Annotated in this window: 15 protein-coding genes; 2 read left to right on the forward strand and 13 right to left on the reverse strand. The window is 44.3% G+C overall.

The annotated features are described in order from the left end of the window. The 13 genes from pknB to ABS301_RS17275 all read right to left on the reverse strand — a co-directional run bounded on the left by pknB (position 1) and on the right by ABS301_RS17275 (position 17,935). Positions 1 to 2,157 (reverse strand): Stk1 family PASTA domain-containing Ser/Thr kinase, encoded by a 2,157-nt coding sequence (gene pknB, locus ABS301_RS17215; RefSeq protein ID WP_349673388.1) that lies wholly within the window; start codon positions 2,155 to 2,157, stop codon positions 1 to 3. Further along, positions 2,154 to 2,897 carry a Stp1/IreP family PP2C-type Ser/Thr phosphatase gene (locus tag ABS301_RS17220; RefSeq protein WP_349673389.1) on the reverse strand — a complete coding sequence of 248 codons (744 nt, stop codon included), beginning with the start codon at positions 2,895 to 2,897 and terminating at the stop codon, positions 2,154 to 2,156. The genes pknB and ABS301_RS17220 overlap by 4 nt, the downstream gene beginning before the upstream one ends. 20 nt (positions 2,898 to 2,917) lie before the next feature. Next, positions 2,918 to 3,955, reverse strand: coding sequence for a dual-specificity RNA methyltransferase RlmN (gene rlmN / locus ABS301_RS17225; RefSeq protein WP_349673390.1), 1,038 nt, complete (start codon positions 3,953 to 3,955; stop codon positions 2,918 to 2,920). A gap of 1 nt (position 3,956) precedes the next feature. Further along, positions 3,957 to 5,291 (reverse strand): 16S rRNA (cytosine(967)-C(5))-methyltransferase RsmB, encoded by a 1,335-nt coding sequence (gene rsmB / locus ABS301_RS17230; RefSeq protein ID WP_349673391.1) that lies wholly within the window; start codon positions 5,289 to 5,291, stop codon positions 3,957 to 3,959. After that, positions 5,284 to 6,000 carry a zinc metallopeptidase gene (locus tag ABS301_RS17235; RefSeq protein ID WP_170820360.1) on the reverse strand — a complete coding sequence of 239 codons (717 nt, stop codon included), beginning with the start codon at positions 5,998 to 6,000 and terminating at the stop codon, positions 5,284 to 5,286. The genes rsmB and ABS301_RS17235 overlap by 8 nt, the downstream gene beginning before the upstream one ends. Positions 6,001 to 6,039: 39 nt before the next feature. Continuing rightward, a complete protein-coding gene (gene fmt / locus ABS301_RS17240) occupies positions 6,040 to 6,975 on the reverse strand; it encodes a methionyl-tRNA formyltransferase (RefSeq protein ID WP_349673545.1) in 936 nt (311 codons plus the stop codon). Continuing rightward, on the reverse strand, positions 6,975 to 7,469 hold the full coding sequence (gene def / locus ABS301_RS17245) for a peptide deformylase (RefSeq protein WP_349673392.1): 495 nt from the start codon (positions 7,467 to 7,469) through the stop codon (positions 6,975 to 6,977). The genes fmt and def overlap by 1 nt, the downstream gene beginning before the upstream one ends. Before the next feature lie 17 nt (positions 7,470 to 7,486). Next, the gene (priA, locus tag ABS301_RS17250) at positions 7,487 to 9,715 is read right to left on the reverse strand and encodes a replication restart helicase PriA (protein WP_349673393.1); all 2,229 of its coding nucleotides are present in this window, start codon (positions 9,713 to 9,715) and stop codon (positions 7,487 to 7,489) included. A gap of 24 nt (positions 9,716 to 9,739) precedes the next feature. Then, a complete protein-coding gene (locus ABS301_RS17255; protein WP_349673546.1) occupies positions 9,740 to 11,104 on the reverse strand; it encodes a UDP-N-acetylmuramoyl-tripeptide--D-alanyl-D-alanine ligase in 1,365 nt (454 codons plus the stop codon). 115 nt (positions 11,105 to 11,219) lie between these two features. Next, positions 11,220 to 12,701, reverse strand: a complete 1,482-nt coding sequence (locus ABS301_RS17260) for a UDP-N-acetylmuramoyl-L-alanyl-D-glutamate--2,6-diaminopimelate ligase (RefSeq protein ID WP_349673394.1) — start codon at positions 12,699 to 12,701, stop codon at positions 11,220 to 11,222. Between the two features lie 13 nt (positions 12,702 to 12,714). Next, a complete protein-coding gene (locus ABS301_RS17265) occupies positions 12,715 to 14,385 on the reverse strand; it encodes a formate--tetrahydrofolate ligase (protein WP_349673395.1) in 1,671 nt (556 codons plus the stop codon). Positions 14,386 to 14,436: 51 nt separating this feature from the next. After that, positions 14,437 to 17,181, reverse strand: coding sequence for an FtsK/SpoIIIE family DNA translocase (locus ABS301_RS17270; protein ID WP_349673396.1), 2,745 nt, complete (start codon positions 17,179 to 17,181; stop codon positions 14,437 to 14,439). Positions 17,182 to 17,242: 61 nt separating this feature from the next. Continuing rightward, positions 17,243 to 17,935 (reverse strand): ClpP family protease, encoded by a 693-nt coding sequence (locus ABS301_RS17275; RefSeq protein WP_207715626.1) that lies wholly within the window; start codon positions 17,933 to 17,935, stop codon positions 17,243 to 17,245. A gap of 401 nt (positions 17,936 to 18,336) precedes the next feature. On the opposite strand from ABS301_RS17275, the gene ABS301_RS17280 reads away from it, so the two are divergent. Together ABS301_RS17280 and ABS301_RS17285 are read left to right on the forward strand one after the other, a co-directional pair. Further along, entirely contained in the window at positions 18,337 to 19,668 is a 1,332-nt protein-coding gene (locus ABS301_RS17280; protein WP_349673398.1) for a citrate synthase, read from the forward strand. A gap of 3 nt (positions 19,669 to 19,671) precedes the next feature. Beyond that, positions 19,672 to 21,984, forward strand: coding sequence for a hydratase (locus ABS301_RS17285; protein ID WP_349673399.1), 2,313 nt, complete (start codon positions 19,672 to 19,674; stop codon positions 21,982 to 21,984). Positions 21,985 to 22,003 lie beyond the last annotated feature (19 nt).

Raw genomic sequence — 22,003 nt, forward strand, 5'->3', positions numbered from 1 at the left:
TTAGGATTGTGGAACAGCTACAAAGGTGATTGCGTAAGAATTAACCACCTCACCTGTTTCCACATTTACAATTTCTACTGACCCGCTTGTTACATTATAGGCGCCCTCTATATTTTTAAATGAAACCGGAAGCAGCTGATCCCCTTTTAATGTTGTGGGCTGCATGAGTTCCCGAACGGTATCCTGTCCATTTACTGACTGTCTCAGCTGGATTTTTAATGTCAGCTGGGTACTTCCTGACCCCGGACCAATGATATTCTGGAGGGAGAAGGATTTGTCAATGGAAGCCAGATATTTATACTTGGATTCCTGTCCGTTTCCCGTGCTGATTACAAAATTCACAGCACTTCCTGATTCCACCTGGCTTCCCGCCACAACAGACTGATTGATGATATTACCCCTTGCCACTGTCTCAGAAGAAGCTTCGGTAACGGTTCCCTGAACCAGTCCAACGTCTGCAAGCATCTCTACTGCAACCTCCTGTGTCTGTCCTGCCAGATTCGGCACAACAACCGGATTGACCAGTGCCGGGCCGCTGCTGGAAAACAGGGTAATGGTTTCTCCCTCTTTTGCCTCACCCGGGTTATAACTGATTACCTTACCGGCCGCTACGGTATCGCTGTTTTTCTGTTCTACATTGACAACCAGTCCCTTGCCTTCCAGCAGAGACTTTGCAGAAGCGGTATCCATAGATTCAAGTTCCAGTTTTTTCAAATCAACGGATGCCTTCTCTGGTCCATTGCTGATTACCACATAGACAGCAGAGTATTTATCCACAATCGTATTCGCTTTTGGATCCTGGGAAATCACATCTCCCTTGTCGACTGTATCCGAATACTCATATTCACTGATTTTCATATACAGACCGCCGTTGTCCTTTAACTTCTTTTCTGCGGTTTCAGAATCAAGACCACTGACATCAGGCATTTTCACCTGCTTTTCGCTGAGAGTCTCTTCCGTCGGGGCAACTGTAGTTGCAACCGATTCTTTTCCAGATCCGGAACGGAATAATCCGCCCACTTTGGAAAATACGATTGCCAGAATTACAACAATAATAATGGCAGTCACCACTCCTGCCGCAGTTAAAAGCTTTTCAATCTTTGGATTGATATCCTCGTCATTATTATTTCTTCTGTTTCTGCCAGATCCCGGCTGCTCGTCGTAATTGGACGATGACTGGTATTTCTGATTATATTCCTGTCCTTTCGGGGCACGTTTTACCGGCTGCTCTGTCTGAGGTTTGCGGCCGGAACGGATCTGCTCCAGTTCCGGTTTTCCAATAATAACGGTCTGTGAATCATCCACAGACGGATGGTTCTGTACAAAATCCCCGTTTGGATTAACCAGAGCCTTACGCAGGTCTGAAATTACTTCGTACATATTAGAATATCGGTATTCCGGCTTTTTCTCTGTGCTCTTTAATATGATATTTTCTAATGCCACCGGAATCAGCTCATTAAAATAACTGGGCGGCGTAATTACAGATTCTAAATGAGCCAGGGCAACTGTTACAGTATTATCTCCCTGAAAGGGCACTCTGCCGGCAACCATCTCATATAATGTGATACCAAGTGAATAGATATCACTTCTCACATCGCTGTAACCTCCACGCGCCTGTTCCGGCGATATGTAGTGAACCGATCCTACTGCTGTTGCGCTCATAGTCTGGGAAGACGCCGCTCTGGCAATACCAAAATCTGCCACCTTGACCTTCCCGCCTCTTGCAATAATAATATTCTGGGGCTTGATATCACGGTGAATGATCCCCTGCTCATGGGCTGCTGCAATTCCCTGCGCAACCTGCATGGCAATGCCGATGGCTTCCTTCATATCAAGACAGCCTTTTTTCACAATATAATTTTTTAACGTAATTCCTTCAATTAATTCCATTACAATAAAATGAAGATCACTCTCATCCACAACATCATAAATATTTACAATGTTCGGATGGGAAAGTCTGGCCGCTGACTGGGCCTCCATTTTAAATTTACCGACAAAATTACTGTCAGAACTGAATTCTTCCTTTAATACTTTAATGGCAACCAGGCGGTTTAATTTATGGCACAGGGCCTTATACACATCTGACATACCTCCGGAACCGATTTGTTCCAGTATTTCATATCTGTCCTGTAAAAATGTCCCCGGTCTCAAAATCATAAGCTTACCTCCCTGCCAAGCTGAGGTTCCATTAAAACAACAGCAATATTGTCTTTCCCCCCATTATCATTGGCTACTGTAATTAATTTCTCTGCCTTCTCCGGCAGCTCCAGTTCCGAGCATATGATTTCCTCTATTTCAGCATCTTCCAGCATATTGCTAAGCCCGTCAGAACATAAAAGTATATAATCTCCCGGCTCCAGGCTGACTTCAAAAAAATCAATCTCCAGCTTATCTTCCGTCCCAACAGCTCTGGTTATAATGTTCTTCTTTTCCCGATAATCCTTGCTTCCCCGTTCCAGCTGACCTAATGATACCAGTTCTTCCACATAAGAATGGTCTCTTGTAATCTGTTTCAGCTGATTACGGATTAAGTAAAGACGGCTGTCTCCCACATTTGCCACATACATGGTTGAATCCTCAACTACAGCAGCGACCAGAGTGGTACCCATACCGTTTAATTCCGGCTTTTTCTTCGATTCCTGATACAGTAACTGATTCACTTTTTCAATTCCATCTTTTAATACAGCAACCGTTCCGGTGTCTTTTGTCATCTTAAAATGAGCCACCAGATTTTCGGCAATAAACCTGGAAGCATAATCTCCAGCCTGATGCCCTCCCATGCCATCTGCAACAAGAAACAGATTGGGCAGCACACCCACAGGCTCAATCGAAGAAAAAACATAGTCCTGATTTGCCGAACGGACTCTTCCGGTATCCGTCATAGCACAAGCCTTCATCGTAATATTCTCACTTCCTTTTACTCCTGATTTAAAAAACTTTTCCTAAGCTGTCCGCAGGCACCATTAATATCCCTGCCCATTTCTCTTCTAATAGTAACATTAATTCCGTTTTTTTCAAGGAGATTTTTAAATGCCTCTATTGCCTTCCTGTCAGACTGTACATAATCCCGTTCCTTAATGGGATTGACCGGAATCAGATTGATATGTCCATGCTGGGCTTTTAAAAGAGCTGCCAGTGCAGAGGCCTCTTTTAAGTTGTCATTTACGCCGCTTACCAGGCTGTATTCAAATGTAATTCTTCTTCCTGTTTTTTCAAAATAAGTATGGCACGCCAGAAGTACGTCAGTGAGCGGATACCGGTTGGCTACCGGCATCAGACTTTTACGCACCTCATCATTTGGCGCATGAAGAGAAAGAGCCAGAGTGATCTGAAACTTCTCATCAGCCAGTTTTAAAATTCCAGGCACAATTCCGCAGGTGGAAACCGTTACGTTTCTCTGACTGATGTTTAAGCCATTCTCATCGGTGAGAAGGCGGATAAACTGCACCAGATTTTCATAATTGTCAAGTGGTTCTCCTGAACCCATGACTACAATGTTGGATACCCGTTCACCAGTAATCTTCTGAATCCGGTAAATCTGATCCAGCATCTCAGCCGGGCTTAAATTCCTCTCAAGCCCGTCAAGTGTGGATGCACAAAAGCGGCAGCCCATGCGGCACCCAACCTGAGAGGAGATGCACACGGAATTGCCGTGCTTGTATTTCATCAGTACGCTTTCAATCACATTGCCGTCGGAAAGGCCAAATAAGTACTTTCTCGTTCCGTCTATCTGCGAGATCTTTTCTTCTACAACAGTAAGAGAAGGAAGCTCTGCCATCTCAGACAGTTTTTCCTTCAGAGTTTTTGGAAGGTTGGTCATTTCATCGTAGGTGGCCGCCAGTTTTTGATGAATCCATTCGTACAGCTGTTTCGCACGAAAGGGTTTTTCTCCGGCAGACACCAGGAAAGCCGTCAGTTCTTCCAGATTAAGAGATTTAATATCTGTTCTTTCCATCTTATTCTACCTTTTTTTGTAATACACCGATAAAAAATCCGTCACATGGATGAATTCCCGGCAAAAGCTGCATGTATCCATGTTTCAAGGTATCTATCTGAAACTGGTCTTTGAACTTCTCCTCCAGATCAACTGTCTGAAATGGAAAGTTCTCTAAAAACCATGCAAAATTCTCTTCATTTTCTTTTTTATCTATGGTACAGGTGCTAAATATAAGCTTTCCGCCTGGTTTTACATATGCCTGTACAACCGAGAGGATTTCCCTTTGCAGAGAAGCCAGTTCCTCTAAATTCTCAGGCTTGACCCTGTACTTAATATCGGGTTTTCTTCCCAGAATACCAAGACCGGAGCAGGGAAGATCAGCAAGCACAATATCCGCTTTCTGGGCGGAATCAGAATCAGGAACCAGGGCATCCCATACCTTTGCCCTGATATTGTCAAAGCCGCAACGGTCAATATTCTCCTGTATCAGACTCACCTTGTATTCCGTTAAATCCCTTACCTCAACCATACCGGTCCCATTGAGCTTATCTGCCAGATGGATGCTCTTCCCTCCTGGTGCACCGCAGACGTCAATGCAGAAATCTCCTTCTTTGGGATCTGCCGCTTCTCCCACAAGAGCAGAGCTGATATCCTGGACCTGAATGTATCCTTTTTGAAAGGCTTCCAGACCTTCCATATAATCAAATTTTTCTAAAATGACCATATCTTCTGAAATCCCTGACTCTGCCACCTGTACGTTTTGTTTCCTCAGACTGGAAAGAATCTCATCTTTCCCAGCTTTTGAACTGTTTAAGCGTACTATTGTTTTACTGTTTTCTAAAAATGAAGCCATAACAGTGTTTGCAGTTTCCGTTCCATAATCCTGATTCCACATGGAAACAATCCAGGCAGGAACAGAATAGCGAACGCTGTCATCCGGCCAGACCAGAGTTTCTTTATTTCTTGAAATGTTTCTCAAAACACCATTTACAAATCCTTTCAGACCAACGAATTTCCGTTTGGCAGCCAGCTTCACAGCCTCATTGCACACGGCGGAATCCGGAACCCGGTCCATATATAAAATCTGATAAACCGACATCCGCAGAATGCTGCGGATGACCGGCTTCATCTTTTTTACCTTTGTTGAAGAGAAAAAGTCAATGACGTAATCAATTTGTATTAAGTATTCCACTGTTCCTTCAACAGTCCTGGTTATAAAGGAACGTTCTGCTTTATCCAGATACTGGTATTTATTTAAGGCCTGACGCAGGATTAAATGGCTGTATGCAGAATGTTCTAATATTTCCATGAGAACATCCAGTACAATCTCCCTGCTGTCTGTGTCTTTAGTCATTATCTCTTCTTCCTCCAAATAATATAACAAGTCTCAGCAGCTGAAGTACCGTTGCCGCAAGTGCTGCCACATAGGTAAGAGCTGCTGCTCCAAGCACTTTTCTTGTGTGAGACAGTTCTTCATCTCCCAGAATCCCCACCTGTCCCAGTAAAACCACTGCTCTCCTGGATGCATTAAACTCAACCGGGAGTGTAACCAGCTGAAATAAAACAGCCAGTGAAAACAGAATCAAACCGATATTTACTAAAGGTGAGCCTGCACCGCTGATAAAAAATCCCAGTAAAATAACGGGCAGCGCAGCCTGAGAACCGATATTAGCGGCAGGAACAATGGCACCTCGTAACTTCAAAGGCACATATCCCGTATTATCCTGCATGGCATGTCCGCATTCATGAGCCGCCACACCAATTGCTGCAACTGAAGTTGAATCATAGACTGAATCGGATAAATTAACGGTTTTCGTTCTGGGATCATAATGATCAGACAGTCTTCCGCTGACAGGTCTTACCTGCACATCATAAATACCCTGGGAATTTAAAAGGCGCTTTGCTGCCTCTGCCCCTGTCATTCCAGACATACTTCTTACTTTGGAATACTTGTTAAAAGTACTGGTCACCCTGGCAGATGCAGCCATGGATAACAACGCACCAATGATTACAAAAATCCAGGTGGGGTCCATATAATACCCCATCATTCCACCATAATACATAATCAGATTCTCCTTTCCCGAAAATACTGTCTGTATTCCTTACAGCTGTTTAAAAACAGTTCCATTCTCAATCTGGTAACCCCGTAAAAAGGCGCCGATCTCCATCCGCTTCTTTCCCTGCAGCTGAAGTTCTTTAATGGATAGTCCGCCTTTGCCGGTTTTCACCACCAGATGATCCTTTCCGGTTTCCACTACCTGGCCGCAGACGCCTTCATATTCCTGTTCCACAACATCTGCATCCCAGAGTTTTATTACTTTTCCATCCCAGTCTGTGTAAGCACTTGGCCAGGGGTTTAATCCACGGATCAGCCGTTCAATGGAGACGGCATCCATGGACCAGTCAATATCGCCCATGTTTTTCTTAATCATTCCCACATAACACATCTGCGACTCATCCTGCTTTTTTAAAACAGCAGTTCCATCTTCTATATTCTTCAGAGTTTTAATAAGAAGCGTTCCACCCACATGGCTCAACTTCTCATGAAGGCTTCCACCAGTCTCTTTTTTGTCCAAAACAACAACTTCCTGATCAAGCATATCTCCAGTATCCAGAGCTTCTGCCATCATCATTGTCGTGATACCACTTACCTCTTCCCCGTTTATTACCACATATTGAATTGGTGATGCACCACGATACTTGGGAAGAAGGGACGCATGGATATTGATACAGCCAAATTTAGGAATATCTAAAATACTTTTTGGAAGAAGCTGTCCAAAAGCGGCGACCACCATCACATCAGGGTTTAAATCTTTCAGAATTTTTACAAATTCAGGATCTCTAGCCTTAACCGGCTGATAAACTGGAATTCCATATTCCAGCGCCTTCTCCTTTACCGGCGTCATCGAAACTTCTTTTCCTCTTCCCTTAGGTTTATCCGGCTGGGTCACTACAGCAAGAACTTCATGCCCTGCTTCTACCAGTGAGCAAAGGGCTGGAACCGAAAAATCAGGAGTTCCCATAAATACGACTTTCATCAATATTCCTCAACCTCCTCTTCCTCTTCTTCCAGAGTCACGTCTTCAATTTCTCCTTCTACCTTATCCACAAACAGCTCACCACTTAAATGATCACATTCGTGGCAGATAGCACGGGCAAGGAGTTCTTCTCCTTCCAGCACAAATGGCTGCATATCGGCGTCAAATGCTTTGACTTTCACGTGATTTGGTCTGGTAACAGTTCCAGATTTTCCAGGCACACTTAAGCAGCCTTCTGGTCCGGTCTGTTCTCCGTCTGTCTCAATAATCTCCGGATTAATGAGAACGTACTGATTGCCATCATCCACATCAATGACGACTATCTGCTTTAATATTCCTACCTGGGGAGCTGCAAGTCCTACACCATTGGCCTCATACATGGTTTCAAACATGTCTTTGATTAAATCGGTAATTCTTGGGGTGATCTCCTTCACAGGTTTACATTTTTTTCTTAATATTTCATCTCCAATGGTTCTAATTTTTCTAATCGCCATTTTATTTGTCCTCTCATTTACGAAAAATCATATTGGATCAAGACTTGTTCAAACAATTCGGAATGATTTTCAGAAAAACCATCAATTTGATCCCTGATTTTAATTAGTATATCATAGTTTTCTTGTTTCAAGTATAAAATTTTTCTATATATATCATTAATTTTGTATACAGATGCCTCTACCGGCCCGATCAGCTGAACCCCTTCCGGCTCTCCTATTGCAGTTGCAAAGGCTCCTGCAGCGGCAGCTGTTTCCGTGAGAACAGACTCATTGCGCGACGAGAACTGAATGGTTAAAAGACCGCTTGCCGGGGGATATTTCATCAGGCGGCGAAACGCCATCTCCTGCTTATAAAACGCTTCGTAATCCTGGCTGGCAGCAGTAACAATACTGTAGTGATCCGGGCTGTAGGTCTGAATGATCACATCTCCTGCCTTGGCATCCCTGCCAGCCCTCCCAGCCGCCTGGGTAAGAAGCTGAAACGTCCGCTCTCCGGACCGGTAATCCGGTGTGTTTAGGGATAAGTCAGCTGCCAGTACCCCTACCAGGGTTACGTCAGGAAAATCATGCCCTTTTACAATCATCTGGGTACCAATGAGAATATCACCCTCGTGTTCGGCAAAGGCTGACAGTATGGCTTCGTGTCCGCCCTTTTCTTTGGTGGTATCCAAATCCATACGCAGAATTCTGGCCTGGGGAAACATCTTCTTTGTCATCTGCTCGATCTTTTGTGTTCCCACTCCGAAGTTTGCAATATAGGGGGAACTGCAGGAGGGGCACTTAGACGGCATGGAAATGGTATGTCCGCAGTAATGGCAGACAAGCCGGCTGTTGTTATGCAGTGTCAGCGTCACATCACAATGAGGGCATCGTATGGCTTCTCCGCAGGAACGGCAGGAAACAAAATTAGCATAGCCTCTGCGGTTTATAAACAACATGATCTGCTCTTTATTCTTTAATCGTTCTTCCATCATCATCTGCAATTTTCTGCTGAATATGGACTTGTTTCCTTCCTTTAATTCCTGCCTCAAATCCACAAGCGATACTTCAGCCAGGCTGCTGTCCTTTTTTGCCCGCTCTGTGAGACGAAATAACTGGTATTCTCCTCTCAGGGCCCTTGTGTAAGCTTCCAAAGAAGGGGTTGCAGAGCCCAGCACCAAAGATGCGTCCTCCATCTGCGCCCGCTTCGCAGCAACCTCTCTGGCATGATATCTTGGTACTGTTTCACTTTTATAAGCACCTTCATGCTCTTCATCGATAAGAATCAGCCCCAGCCTGGAAAACGGGGTAAATAAAGCGGATCTTGGACCGATCATAATATCAATATCGCCATTTTTCGCACGTTCAAACTGATCAAAACGCTCTCCTGCTGACAAACGGGAATTAATAATGGAAACCCGGTTTCCAAACCTGCCGTAGAACCGCATCACTGTCTGATAGGTCAGCGCGATTTCTGGAATCAGAACGATAACCTGTCTGTCATCTTCAATAACACGCTGAATCAATTCCATATAGACTTCTGTTTTGCCGCTGCCGGTTATTCCATGGATCAGATACGTATCCCGTTTGCCTTCTGAATAGTCCCGGTTAAAACTGTCCACAATGATCTGCTGCCCAGTATTTAAGCGGAGTCTTTTTTCTTCCTGACTTTCTATCTGAATGGGATTGCGGTAAATTTCTTCCGATTCAAGACAAATATCACCCTTTTCAATCAAAGGCTTTATTGCCGATGCAGAAAGGTTCATCTGGTTTACTGCGATCTCGTAAGGAATCACAGGATTATCAAGCAGTGCAGAAAAAAGCCGGACTCTTGCCCTGTAACTCTTTTTTTCCGCTTCCTTTAATGCGCTGCTTAACTGTTCCCGGTTTAAAAGGCTTCTTATGATTTTCTTTTCTTTTGGCTTTACCTTCTGTTTGACCGGAAGCACGGTTTTCAGTGCCTGATTCATGGTAGAGCCATACTGTTCTTTTAACCACCACGCAAGAGTGATCAGCCTTGATTCCGCCGATACTCCATCCGTGACAATTCCCCCGATTTCTTTTATCTTATCCGGATCATAACTGGCCTTGGCCGTAATTCCCACCACATATCCCTTGCGCATGGTATTCCCCCTGCCAAAAGGAATCAGAACCCTGGTTCCTACTGTAATCTCCTGACGTAAATGCTGGGGAATCCGGTAATCAAAGGTTCTGTCTACTTTTTCGTGAGAAATATCAATGATGATCCTGGCATATGTTCCTGACATTCATTTCCTCCAGAGGCGGACTGGTTAGTGAAACTGTTCTGCTACCTGCCCCAGTTTCATGCTGTTAGAGCCTTTAAACAGCACACAGTCACCCGTCTTTAATTCTTCTTTTAAATAAGCTGTTAGCGGTTCCTGTTCCATAAATTCTTTTACTGTGATTTCTGGTGCATTCTCCCTTACTGCCCTGGCGATTTCTCCTGCCAGTTCTCCCAGTGTTACCACGCAGTCAACCGGATGTGCTGCTATATATGTACCAATTTCGTAATGATATTCCGGTGAACGGTCTCCCAGCTCCTTCATATCAGCCAGTACTGCAATCTTTCTTTTTGCTTTGGTAATAGAACCTAAAACTTCAAGCCCCGCTTTCATGGAAACCGGACTGGCGTTATAGGTATCATCAATTACGGTGAATGTACCAGTATCATAAATCTGCTGGCGGTTTTTATATCCATGAAAGCTCATCAGGGACTTTGCCGCTTCTTCCATGGGAATCCCGTTTTCTGCCGCAACTGCCAAAGATACCATGGCATTTAAAATATTATGGCTTCCCATTACAGACAGCCGCACAGGGACTTTCTGCTGATTATGCTCTGCCGTGAACACAGGGAATCCATCTTCCAAATGGATATCAACCGCTCTGTAATCACAATTTTCTCCAGTTCCATAGAAAACCGTTCTACAGCCTTCCTTTGCTTTTGTATCTTTTAGCATATCGTCGTCTCCGTTTAAAAAGAGAATTCCGTTTTCACAAAGGCCATCCTGGATAGTCAGTTTTTCTCTATATATGTTTTCTCTTGATCCCAGCTGTTCGATATGTGCCACTCCGATATTGGTAATGACAGCCATGTGAATTCTGGCGATTCTGGCGATCACGGTTAGTTCTCCCGGTTCACTCATTCCCAGTTCAATCACGCCGATCTCATCTTCCGGTGTGATTTCGCAAAGGGTGATAGGAAGCCCAACCTGGCTGTTACTGTTACCTGGAGTTTTATAAACCTGATAACGGGAAGAAAGCGCACATGCCACCATCTCTCTGGTAGTTGTTTTACCCACGCTTCCTGTAATACCGATGAGGGGAAGAGATAAACGATCTCTGTAAAAACTCCCCACTGCCTGAAGTGCATTTTTCGTATCGTCAACCCGAATCCAGGGCTTTTCTGATTCCATAACATCATGCTCACTGGTCAAAACAGCTGCTGCACCATGTTCAAATGCCTGATCAATAAAACGATGGGCATCCACTTTTTCCCCGATAATTGGTACAAATAAATCATTTCCCTTCATGGTTCTGGAATCGATACTGATGTGTTTTAAAACCGTATCCTCCCTCCCGCAAAGAAGTGTTCCGCCTGTAGCTGCAAGTATTTCCTTAACTGTCATATTTACCATGATTCCTCCGTTCCATGTCCGCTTCCTGCGCACATTCCTGCCATCTTCCGTGGAAAAGCCGAAAGCCACATTTCCTCAACGGCCTCCGGCATTCTTTTTCTTATGGCAATTTTTATTACCTCTGTCTGTCAAGAAAATCCGTACTCTGTACAACGTTCAAGATTTCTTCCCTGTCAGAGAAATGATGGCGTTCCCCATTCACTTCCTGATAGTCTTCATGGCCTTTGCCAATCACAGCAATCATATCTCCAGGCATAGCATGTAAAATGCTGTAACGAATAGCCTCTCTTCTGTCGGGGATCTCAATAAAGGTTCCCTCCGTTTTTGAAATACTGCTTCTGATATCTGCAATGATGTCTTCTGTTTTCTCAAAACGGGAGTTATCAGCGGTCAGAATGGTGAAATCTGCAAGACGGCCCGCGCTGTCGCCCATGGAATAACGACGGTCTTTGGAGCGGTTTCCTCCGCAGCCAAAAACGCAGACCAGACGTTTTGGATTATAATCTCTCAGCGTCTTTAAAAGGCTTTCCATGCTGACTGCGTTATGGGCATAATCTACTATTACGGTACATGTTTCAGAGGAATAAACGATTTCCATTCTTCCGTTTACACTTAAATGTTCCAGTCCATGACAGATCTTTTCCTTGGGCAGATTTAAAAAACTTAAAACGCTGACTGCAGCCAGAGCGTTGGCAACATTGAATCTGCCGGGAATGTTGACACGGACAGCCAGTTCATAAATTCCCTTTACGTCAAATTCAAGTCCTACAAAATCAGGCTGGGCTACATAGCGGATATTCTCAGCTTTAAAGCTGGTTCCTTCCTGATCAAGGGAAAAGGAATAAAGCTTGCAGGACGCATCCTTAACAGCTTCTTTAAAATGTTCGTCATCCCCATTCATAATGCCCACTTTGGAACGCTGAAAAATCAATGACTTGTAATATAAATATTCATCAAAATCCTCGTGTTCATCCGGTCCGATGTGATCGGGGGAAATATTGGTAAATAAGCCATAGTCAAATGTCAGGCCATCCACCCGGTGCATCTTAAACGCCTGGGAGGACACTTCCATAACCATATACTCACAGCCTTCTTCTGCCATTTGATAAAACGCCTGATGAAGCTGGTAAGATTCCGGTGTTGTATTAGCCGTGGGAGTCACCTTCCCGCCGATGACAATCCCTGTGGTTCCAATCATACCCACTTTCTTACCGCACGCCTCTAAAATCGCTTTTATCATATGGGTGGTGGTGGTCTTTCCCTTTGTACCGGTCACCCCAATGGTTACCATACGTTTTGCAGGATAATCAAATCTGGCGGCAGACAAAACAGCCAGTGCTTCTCTGGCACTATGTACGAAAATGGCAGTCACTCCTTCCGGCACGCTCACTCTGCGTTCCAGAACAAGAACAGTCACTCCTTTTTCCACCACTTCCGGTATAAAATCATGGGAATCGACTCTGGTGCCAACGGTGCAGACAAACACTGCACCGTTTCTGGCCTTTCTGGAGTCATAGACCACATCCTCAACTTCCACATCAGGATTCCCCTGCAGTAATTCATACTCCAGATCCTTAAGCCACTGACTAAACTTCATAAAAACCTCCAAATCAGAATAATCCTGTGATTACTCCGTCATTATTTACATCAATACTATCAGCTGCCGGTTTCTTCGGCAGACCAGGCATCGTCATAATAGCGCCTGTTAAAACAACAACAAATCCAGCACCGGCGCTGACGTAAGCATCCCGCACATTAATCTCAAACCCCTGGGGACGGCCCAGTTTTGTCTGATCATCCGATAAAGAGTACTGTGTTTTAGCCATGCATACCGGCAGGCTGCCAAATCCCATCTCTTCAAACTTACGAATGGATTTTAAAGCGGATGGCGCATAAGTTACTCCATCTGCCCCGTAAATTTCTCTGGCAACCGTGCTGATCTTATCCTCAAGACTCATATCATCAGGATAGATCGGTGCGAAATGACTCTGTTTGTTCTCCAGTGTTTCAAGAACCTTTTCTGCCAGTTTTATTCCGCCTTCCCCGCCTTTTTCCCAAACCTGGGACAAAGCAAATTCGCAGCCTTTCTCCTCACAGAAATTCTTGACAAACTGGTACTCGTTTTCTGTATCTGTCACAAATGAATTCAGCGTTACAACTACGGGAACGCCGTACTTTTGCATATTTTCAATGTGCTTTTCAAGGTTTACGATTCCTTTTTTCAGTGCTTCTAAATTCTCATCTTTCAGCTGGTCTTTTGGTACGCCGCCGTTGTATTTTAATGCTCTTACAGTAGCTACCAGAACAATGGCATCCGGTTTTAAGGAAGCTTTTCTGCATTTAATATCCAGGAACTTTTCTGCGCCTAAATCCGCGCCGAAACCAGCCTCAGTCACAACTACATCCGCTAATTTTAAAGCTGTCTTAGTCGCACGCACGCTGTTGCAGCCGTGGGCGATATTGGCAAATGGACCGCCGTGTACGATTGCACCGGTATGCTCCAGAGTCTGAATCAGATTTGGTTTCAGTGCATCCTTAAGCAGGGCCGCCATGGCACCCACTGCATTTAACTGGGCTGCAGTCACCGGCTCTCCGGAATAATTATATGCAACAATAATTCGTCCCAACCGTTCTTTTAAATCATTCATATCATCTGCAAGGCAGAGAATTGCCATAATTTCAGAAGCCACCGTAATAACGAAATGATCCTCTCTTACAAATCCTTCCGCTTTTGAGCCAAGTCCTACCACTATATTTCTTAATGCACGGTCATTCATATCCAGACATCTCTTCCAAAGAATCTGCCTTGTATCGATTCCAAGAGCATTGCCCTGGTGAATGTGGTTGTCAAGAAGGGCAGAAAGCAAATTGTTAGCAGAGGTAATAGCATGAAAATCTCCGGTAAAGTGAAGATTTAAATCTTCCATGGGAACAACCTGGGCATAACCGCCGCCGGCAGCTCCTCCCTTGATTCCAAAGCAGGGTCCTAAGGATGGCTCTCTTAAGGCGATAATCGCCTTTTTTCCGATCTTTCCAAATGCCTGTCCAAGCCCTACCGTTGTAGTAGTTTTCCCCTCTCCGGCCGGTGTGGGATTGATTGCGGTAACAAGAACCAGTTTTCCATCCGGACGTTCTTTTACCTGCTCCCATAATTCATCGGAAAGCTTTGCTTTGTATTTGCCGTAAAGTTCTAAATCGTCTTCTGCAATCCCATAGGATGCTGCCACTTCCTTAATTGGTATCATCGTTGCTTCCTGTGCGATCTCAATATCTGTTTTCATACGTATCATCCTCCTTATATGTAAGCAATGGTTTTTTACTCTCCCGTCTTGCTAAAACGCCTCTTCAAATTCTTCCATACTCATAAGCACCTTGCGGGGCTTGGTCCCTTCTTCTTCTCCTACCACTCCGGCTTCCGCAAGCTGATCCATAATTCTTGCAGCTCTGTTAAATCCGATTTTATACATCCTCTGCAGCATGCCAATGGAAGCTTTGTCTTTTTCAATGATGAATCTGCCTGCCTGGATAAAATATTCATCCCGGTCACTTCCGCCGCATTTTGAATCTGCAGCTGTTGGCGCAGAGGCAATCATGTTCTCCATTTCCGGATTGTAATCCGGTGTCATTCCCTGTTCCGTTAAAAAGTCCACAACCTTGGAAACTTCCGAATCGGAAACAAATGCACCCTGCACACGCATGGGTTTTGGATAACCGGCAGGATAAAACAGCATATCACCCTTACCAAGAAGCTTCTCCGCACCATTCATGTCAATAATGGTTCTGGAATCTACCCCGGAAGAAACGGCAAACGCCACTCTTGACGGCACATTTGCTTTAATCAGACCGGTAATAACGTTGACAGACGGACGCTGTGTGGCAATTACCAGATGGATTCCGGCTGCTCTGGCAAGCTGGGCAAGACGGCAGATGGAATCCTCGACTTCCCCTGGGGCCACCATCATTAAATCAGCAAGCTCGTCGATTATAATTACGATCTGGGGCATCTTCTGCGGTTTGTTTTCATCCTCAATGTCCTTTAAGCTTTCCACTTTCGCGTTGTAGCCTTTAATTTCCCTGACATTATACTGGGCAAATTTATTATAACGGTCTGTCATCTCCGCAACCGCCCAGTTTAAGGCTCCCGATGCCTTCTTCGGATCAGTCACAACCGGAAGGAGCAGGTGGGGAATACCATTATAAACACTTAATTCCACCACTTTGGGGTCCACCATGATCAGCTTCACATCGTCAGGGTCCGCTTTAAAAATAATACTCATAATCAGGGTATTAATACAGACAGACTTACCGGAGCCCGTAGCTCCTGCAATCAGTAAGTGGGGCATCTTGGCAATATCAGTTACGACTACCTGTCCGCCGATATCCTTACCAACTGCAAAAGCAATATTGGAGGAATGCTTCTGAAAACCGTCCGCTTCCAGAATGTCTCTTAAATACACCATGTTATTTTCTTTATTGGGCACTTCAATTCCCACTGCTGATTTTCCAGGAATGGGCGCCTCGATACGTATATCCGCAGCTGCAAGACTTAGCTTAATATCATCAGCAAGACTTACGATTTTGCTTACCTTAACTCCCTGCTCCGGGTGGAGTTCGTATCTGGTTACGGAAGGACCACAGCTGATATTGGTCACAGTTACTCCCACACCGAAATTCTGCAGTGTTTTCTGCAGCTTAATGGCTGTATCTTTGTATTCCCGGTCAGAAAAAACCGCTGCTTTGCCTTTTTTAAGCAACGAAAGAGGTGGAAACTTATATTCCAGTTTCACAATTTCCTTTTTTTGAATCATCTGTTTATTTACACTGAAATCGTCGTCTTTTTGCGATTCTTCCCGTTTCTTCTCCAGTTTTTTCTGAAGAGCCTCTGTGTCGGTCTCAATGATCTTGCCGGAAGCGGTTACCACCTGTTTGGGCTCCTCCGGTATGGAGAATGTCTCTCTGATTGCTGGCTCTTCCGTCTCTGGCGCTTCCGTCTCTGGCTCTTCCGGATAGAAATCATCCTCCACAAGTTCCATTTCCTTAAGAGTTCTGACATCCTTCTTCATATAGAAAGAAGCCTCATCAGAACTTCGTTTGTACGGAGCCACAATATCATCTGGTTCAAAGGGAACAGAATCATCGTCTTCCTCATCTGGTTCTGGTGAAATGCTTCCTCTGAATACGTCAGCCGGGTTTGGTTCTTCTGTTTCAACGGCTGTCACTGCCGTCAGCTTATTGGTCTGTGAATCAATCTCATCGGCAATATCACCGATACCAGTATTTTCCTCTTCTTCATAGAGATCCCGCTCAAAATCTGGTTTATCCGGAATTTTCTCTTCCGGAACAGCGGAAAGCCTGGTGGCATCTAAATTGACCCCACGCAGTTTCTGTTCTTCTCTCAGCTGTTTTCTTAGTTCCTGGCGCTTTGCATGAATCTCCATATGCATGTCCACGTTCTCTTTCGCATGGTGATACGCCTTTCCGCTTCCTGTCTTCACAATATTCACAAAGGATTTTTCTGTAATGCAGACCAGGGAAATGATAATCAGAACCAGAGTAACCAGATAAGCTCCCACCACTCCGATAATGGAAACAAGCCCCTCTGCAAGTAAACCGCCGATCAGGCCTCCTCCTTTTCCGCTGACAGAAGCTTCCAGATAAATATTCAAAAGTCCCGTTTTCTCTCCTGTATTCACACCAAAAAACAGCTGCAAAAATCCGCACAAAGAAACCAGCGCCAAAACACATGAGACCAGTTTAAATACTGCTCTCGGGTTTCCCTGGTTTGAAATATAGAATGCGATTCCTGCAAACATCAATACCGGTGCAATGTATCCAATTCCGCCAAATATACCAAGCTGCACGCTGCGGAAAAAATCACCTACCATTCCGCATAAATGAAAATTACTTAAAAACAAAATGGCCGCAGCGGCAAATGACATAATAATCACGACTTCTGAGTGGATAAATTCCGGTTCCGGCAAAACCACATTCTTCCTTGTTCTGGTGTTTCCTGCTCTCCCGTTTTTTGTTTTTGTCCCTTTTTTAGCTGTTGTCTTCTTCTTTGTTGTCTCAGGCACAATACTTCCCCCTTCTATCCATTGGTATCAGTATACAAAAAAAACGGGAGAATTGCAACGGCTAAGAGGAAGCAGTTTCCATCAGTTCATATAATTTTTTTAACGCATCTTTAATTCCGCCAACTTCATCAATCAGACCTTCCTTCACTGTTTCCTCTCCCACCAGTACCGTACCTAAGTCCCTGGTAAGCATTTCCGTATTAAGCATAAGCCTTTTTAACTGGTCATAAGCAATCTTTGCGTGATTGGAGACAAAGCTTAAAATCCGGTCCTGTATCATTTCAAAATACTCATAGGTCTGGGAAGCTCCGATTACCATACCGGTCATTCTCACCGGGTGGATCATCATGGTTCCGGTGGGAACGATAAAGGAATAGTTGGTACTTACTGCCAGAGGTACTCCGATGGAATGGCTGCCTCCAAGAACCAGTGAGACTGTGGGAATACTTAAAGATGCAATCATCTCCGCAATGGCTAATCCCGCATCTACATCACCTCCTGAAGTATTTAAAAGAACTAATAATCCTTCTACTGAGTCATCATCTTCTATTTCCGCAAGCTTTGGGAGGACATGATCGTATTTGGTGGCTTTGCTGTTGCTGGAGAGATTCTCATGTCCTTCAATCTCACCGATAATGGTCAGCAGATGAATTTTACGTTTCCCCTCATTATCATCAAGGGTCATCTGACCATATTCTTCCAGCTTCTGATCTTCCTTTTGTTCAATATCCTTTTCTGTTTTTTTCTCTTCCAGACTTTCTTTTCTGGTTCCTTCTGCATTTTTTACTTCTGCACTTGCCGCTTCATTCTCTTCCTGACGGTTATTTCTATCTTCAGATTCTTTCACGTAAGAAAACCTCCTGTTTGCTGATAATATTGAATCGCTTTCATATGATGTGAAAAAAACAGTAAAAATATGCCTTATTTTGTAAACCAAACGTACAACTGTGATTTTTCTGTTTTTCGCTACCAGTAACAATATTTTTATTGTGATTGCAACAAGGTATTGACTTTGATGCTTTTACATGATAAACTACGAAACAATAAAAAACCACATTCCATTGCCAACGAAGGCAGCGCCGGAGAGATCCCTATGCGCTGCTTTTGTCTAAACGAATCCCTGTGGTTAAATCTGAAAAAAGGAGAACTTATCCCATGAACAACTTTTTCATTGCACAGACGTTTGGTAAATCCTCTAACTACACGGACATTCCGAACAACTTATTCAAAGAACACAACGTAAAAAAGGGGCTCCGCAATGAAGACGGTACCGGAGTCCGAGTAGGACTTACCCGCGTTTCCGACGTAGTTGGCTATGAAATTGAGGATGGAAAAAAGGTAAACGTTCCAGGAAAGCTTTATTATCGCGGTATTGAAATCAGCGATCTGGTAAGCGGAAAAAACAATTCCCGTTTCGGCTTTGAGGAAACGTCATTTTTACTCCTTTTTGGATATCTTCCATCTAATAAGGAATTGAGGGAGTTTACCACCCTGCTTGGTGAGCACTACAACCTTCCTGACGAATTTCTCGAAAAAAACATGCTGCGTACTCCTTCCCGCAATTTAATGAACAGCCTGCAAAAAAGCATCCTTGCTCTTTACGATTATGACGAGGATCCGGATAACACTGACCCCTATCAGACTCTGTTAAAGGGAATTAATATACTGGCAAAACTTCCGTCTCTTGCTGTCTATGCTTATCAGAGCAAGATACATCACTACGACCGGGAAAGTCTTGTGATCCATTATCCAAAGCCGGAATACTCCATGGCTGAGAACATTCTTTATATGTTAAGGAAAGACGGATCCTTCACCCAGCAGGAGGCCGATCTTCTGGATATTATGCTGATGATTCATGCTGATCACGGCGGCGGAAACAACTCCACATTTACAAATGTTGTTATTTCCTCTACCGGTACTGATATTTACTCCTCCAGTTCCGCTTCCATCGGCTCCTTAAAGGGTCCAAAGCATGGCGGCGCCAACATCCGCTGCAGCGAGATGATTACTGCAATTGAAAAAGAAATTGGATTAAAAGCAACGGAAACACAGATGAAATCAGTCATCCAAAGAATACTGGCAAAGGATTTTTATGATAATTCCGGTCTGGTATACGGTCTTGGCCATGCGGTTTATACCGTGTCCGATCCCCGTGCAGATCTATTAAAAATCTGCTGCGAAAATCTTGCAAAACAGAAAAACAGAGAAGACGAATATGAATTCCTGACAAAATTTGAAAAGGTTGCCAAATCTTGTCTCGCTGGAAATGGCAAGTCTTTGTCAAACAATGTGGACTTCTACAGCGGCTTCGCTTATAATATGTTACAGATACCCGAAGACATGTACACCCCATTATTTGTGTGCTCACGTATGGCCGGCTGGCTGGCACATAACATTGAGAATAAGATGTACGACGGAAGAATCATGCGTCCGGCTACAAAATACGTGGGGGAAACCATTCCCTATAAAAAGAGAGAGGAACGATAACTTATGGTAAAGTTGTATGACGGAGGAGCATATCTTGTAAACGGTACTCAGCTGATTCCTGAAGAGGAACTGTCCAAAGTAAACGCCCAGAGAAGTACTCCCATTACAAGAGAAGAGGCGAAAAAGGGTACCATTGCATACTCCATATTAGAAAAACATAATACATCTGGAAACATGGAGCATTTAAAACTGCGTTTTGACTCCATGGCGTCCCATGACATAACATTTGTAGGAATTATTCAGACTGCCCGTGCATCAGGCCTTACAGAATTTCCTATTCCATACGTAATGACCAACTGCCACAACTCCCTGTGTGCCGTTGGCGGAACTATTAATGAAGATGACCATGTATTTGGTCTGTCTGCAGCAAAGAAGTACGGAGGAATCTTCGTTCCTCCCCACATCGCGGTCATTCATCAGTATATGAGGGAAATGATGGCAGGATGCGGACGCATGATCCTGGGTTCCGACAGCCATACCCGTTACGGTGCCCTGGGTACCATGGCAATCGGGGAAGGCGGAGGAGAACTGGTAAAACAGCTGTTAAAAGATACCTATGATGTTGCCTATCCTGGAGTCGTTGCCATTTATTTAACCGGTGCTCCTGCTTCTCACGTGGGTCCTCATGATGTGGCGTTAGCCATTATCGGTGCTGTATTTAAAAATGGCTATGTAAAAAATAAAATTATGGAATTTGTAGGTCCCGGTGTTTCATCCATGGATACAGATTACAGAAACGGCGTGGATGTCATGACTACGGAAACAACCTGCCTTTCTTCTGTCTGGATTACAGATGAGGATACAAGGGAGTATTTAAAACTTCATGGCAGAGAATCTGACTATGCGGAATTAAACCCAGAAGAAGTGGCTTATTATGATGGCGTTGTTCATGTGGATTTAAGTACCATTAAGCCTATGATTGCTCTTCCCTTTCATCCAAGCAACACCTATGAGATTGATGAACTGAATGATAATCTGGGTGATATTTTAAGAACTGTGGAAAAAGAAGCGGCTCACATTCTCGGAACAGCGAACGCAAGCCTTTCTCTTACGGATAAAATTATAGATGGAAAACTGATGGTTCAGCAGGGTGTCATTGCCGGCTGTGCCGGAGGTAATTATTCCAACGTAATGATTGCGGCACATATGCTGTCAGGAAAGGATTGCGGCAACGATATCTTTAACCTTTCCGTATACCCGTCTTCTCAGCCGGTTTATATGGATCTGGTGAAAAAGGGTGCCATTTCCCAGCTGATGGCTGCCGGTGCCACGGTACGTACCGCTTTCTGCGGTCCCTGCTTCGGTGCGGGAGATACGCCGTCAAACAATGCATTAAGCATTCGCCATACAACCAGAAACTTCGCCAACCGGGAAGGTTCCAAGCCTGGTAATGGCCAGATATCCTGTGTGGCATTAATGGATGCACGCTCTATCGCAGCCACTGCTACAAACGGGGGTTATCTTACTTCAGCCGAAAATTTTGCAGATGACTATATCGTTCCAGCTTATGAATTTGACTCTTCTTCCTATGACAGACGTGTTTATCAGGGATACAAACAGTCAAAGGAAGATGAATCCTTAATTTTTGGACCGAATATTAAAGACTGGCCTTCCATGAGCGCCCTCACTGACAATATTTTATTACGGGTATGTTCTAAGATCATGGACCCTGTTACAACCACCGATGAGTTGATTCCTTCCGGTGAGACATCCTCCTATCGTTCCAATCCTCTGGGACTTGCGGAATTTACCTTATCCCGCCGTGATCCGGAATATGTAGGACGTTCCAAGGAAGTAAATGAGCTTGAAAAGGTAAGAAAATCCGGTGCCTGCCCTCTTAAGGCAGATCACGAACTGGAAAGCGCATTCCATGCTCTGAAGGAATATTTAAAGCAGCCGGACTTAAAAGCCAGTGAAACAGAAATCGGCAGTATGATTTACGCGGTGAAGCCGGGAGATGGTTCTGCCAGAGAGCAGGCTGCAAGCTGCCAGAGAGTTCTTGGCGGTCTTGCCAATATTGCTAACGAGTATGCTACCAAGCGTTACCGTTCCAATGTAATGAACTGGGGTATGCTGCCATTTTTACTGGATGAAGATCCTTCCTTTGAGATCGGTGACTTTATTTATGTACCAGATATCCGTACTGCTCTTGACGGTGCTATGGATCGCATACCCGCTTTCGTGGTAAAGAATGAGGAAGGAAATCCAATTCATGAAATCCAGCTTCATATTGCAGATATGACACCAGAAGAACGGGAAATCGTGAAAGCCGGTTGTCTCATTAATTACAACAGAAACAAAAGCAGCCAGTTATAATTGACAGGGCCGCTGCTTG

The sequence above is a fragment of the Lacrimispora sp. genome, from assembly GCF_031982545.1.
Classification (GTDB): Bacteria; Bacillota; Clostridia; order Lachnospirales; family Lachnospiraceae; genus Lacrimispora.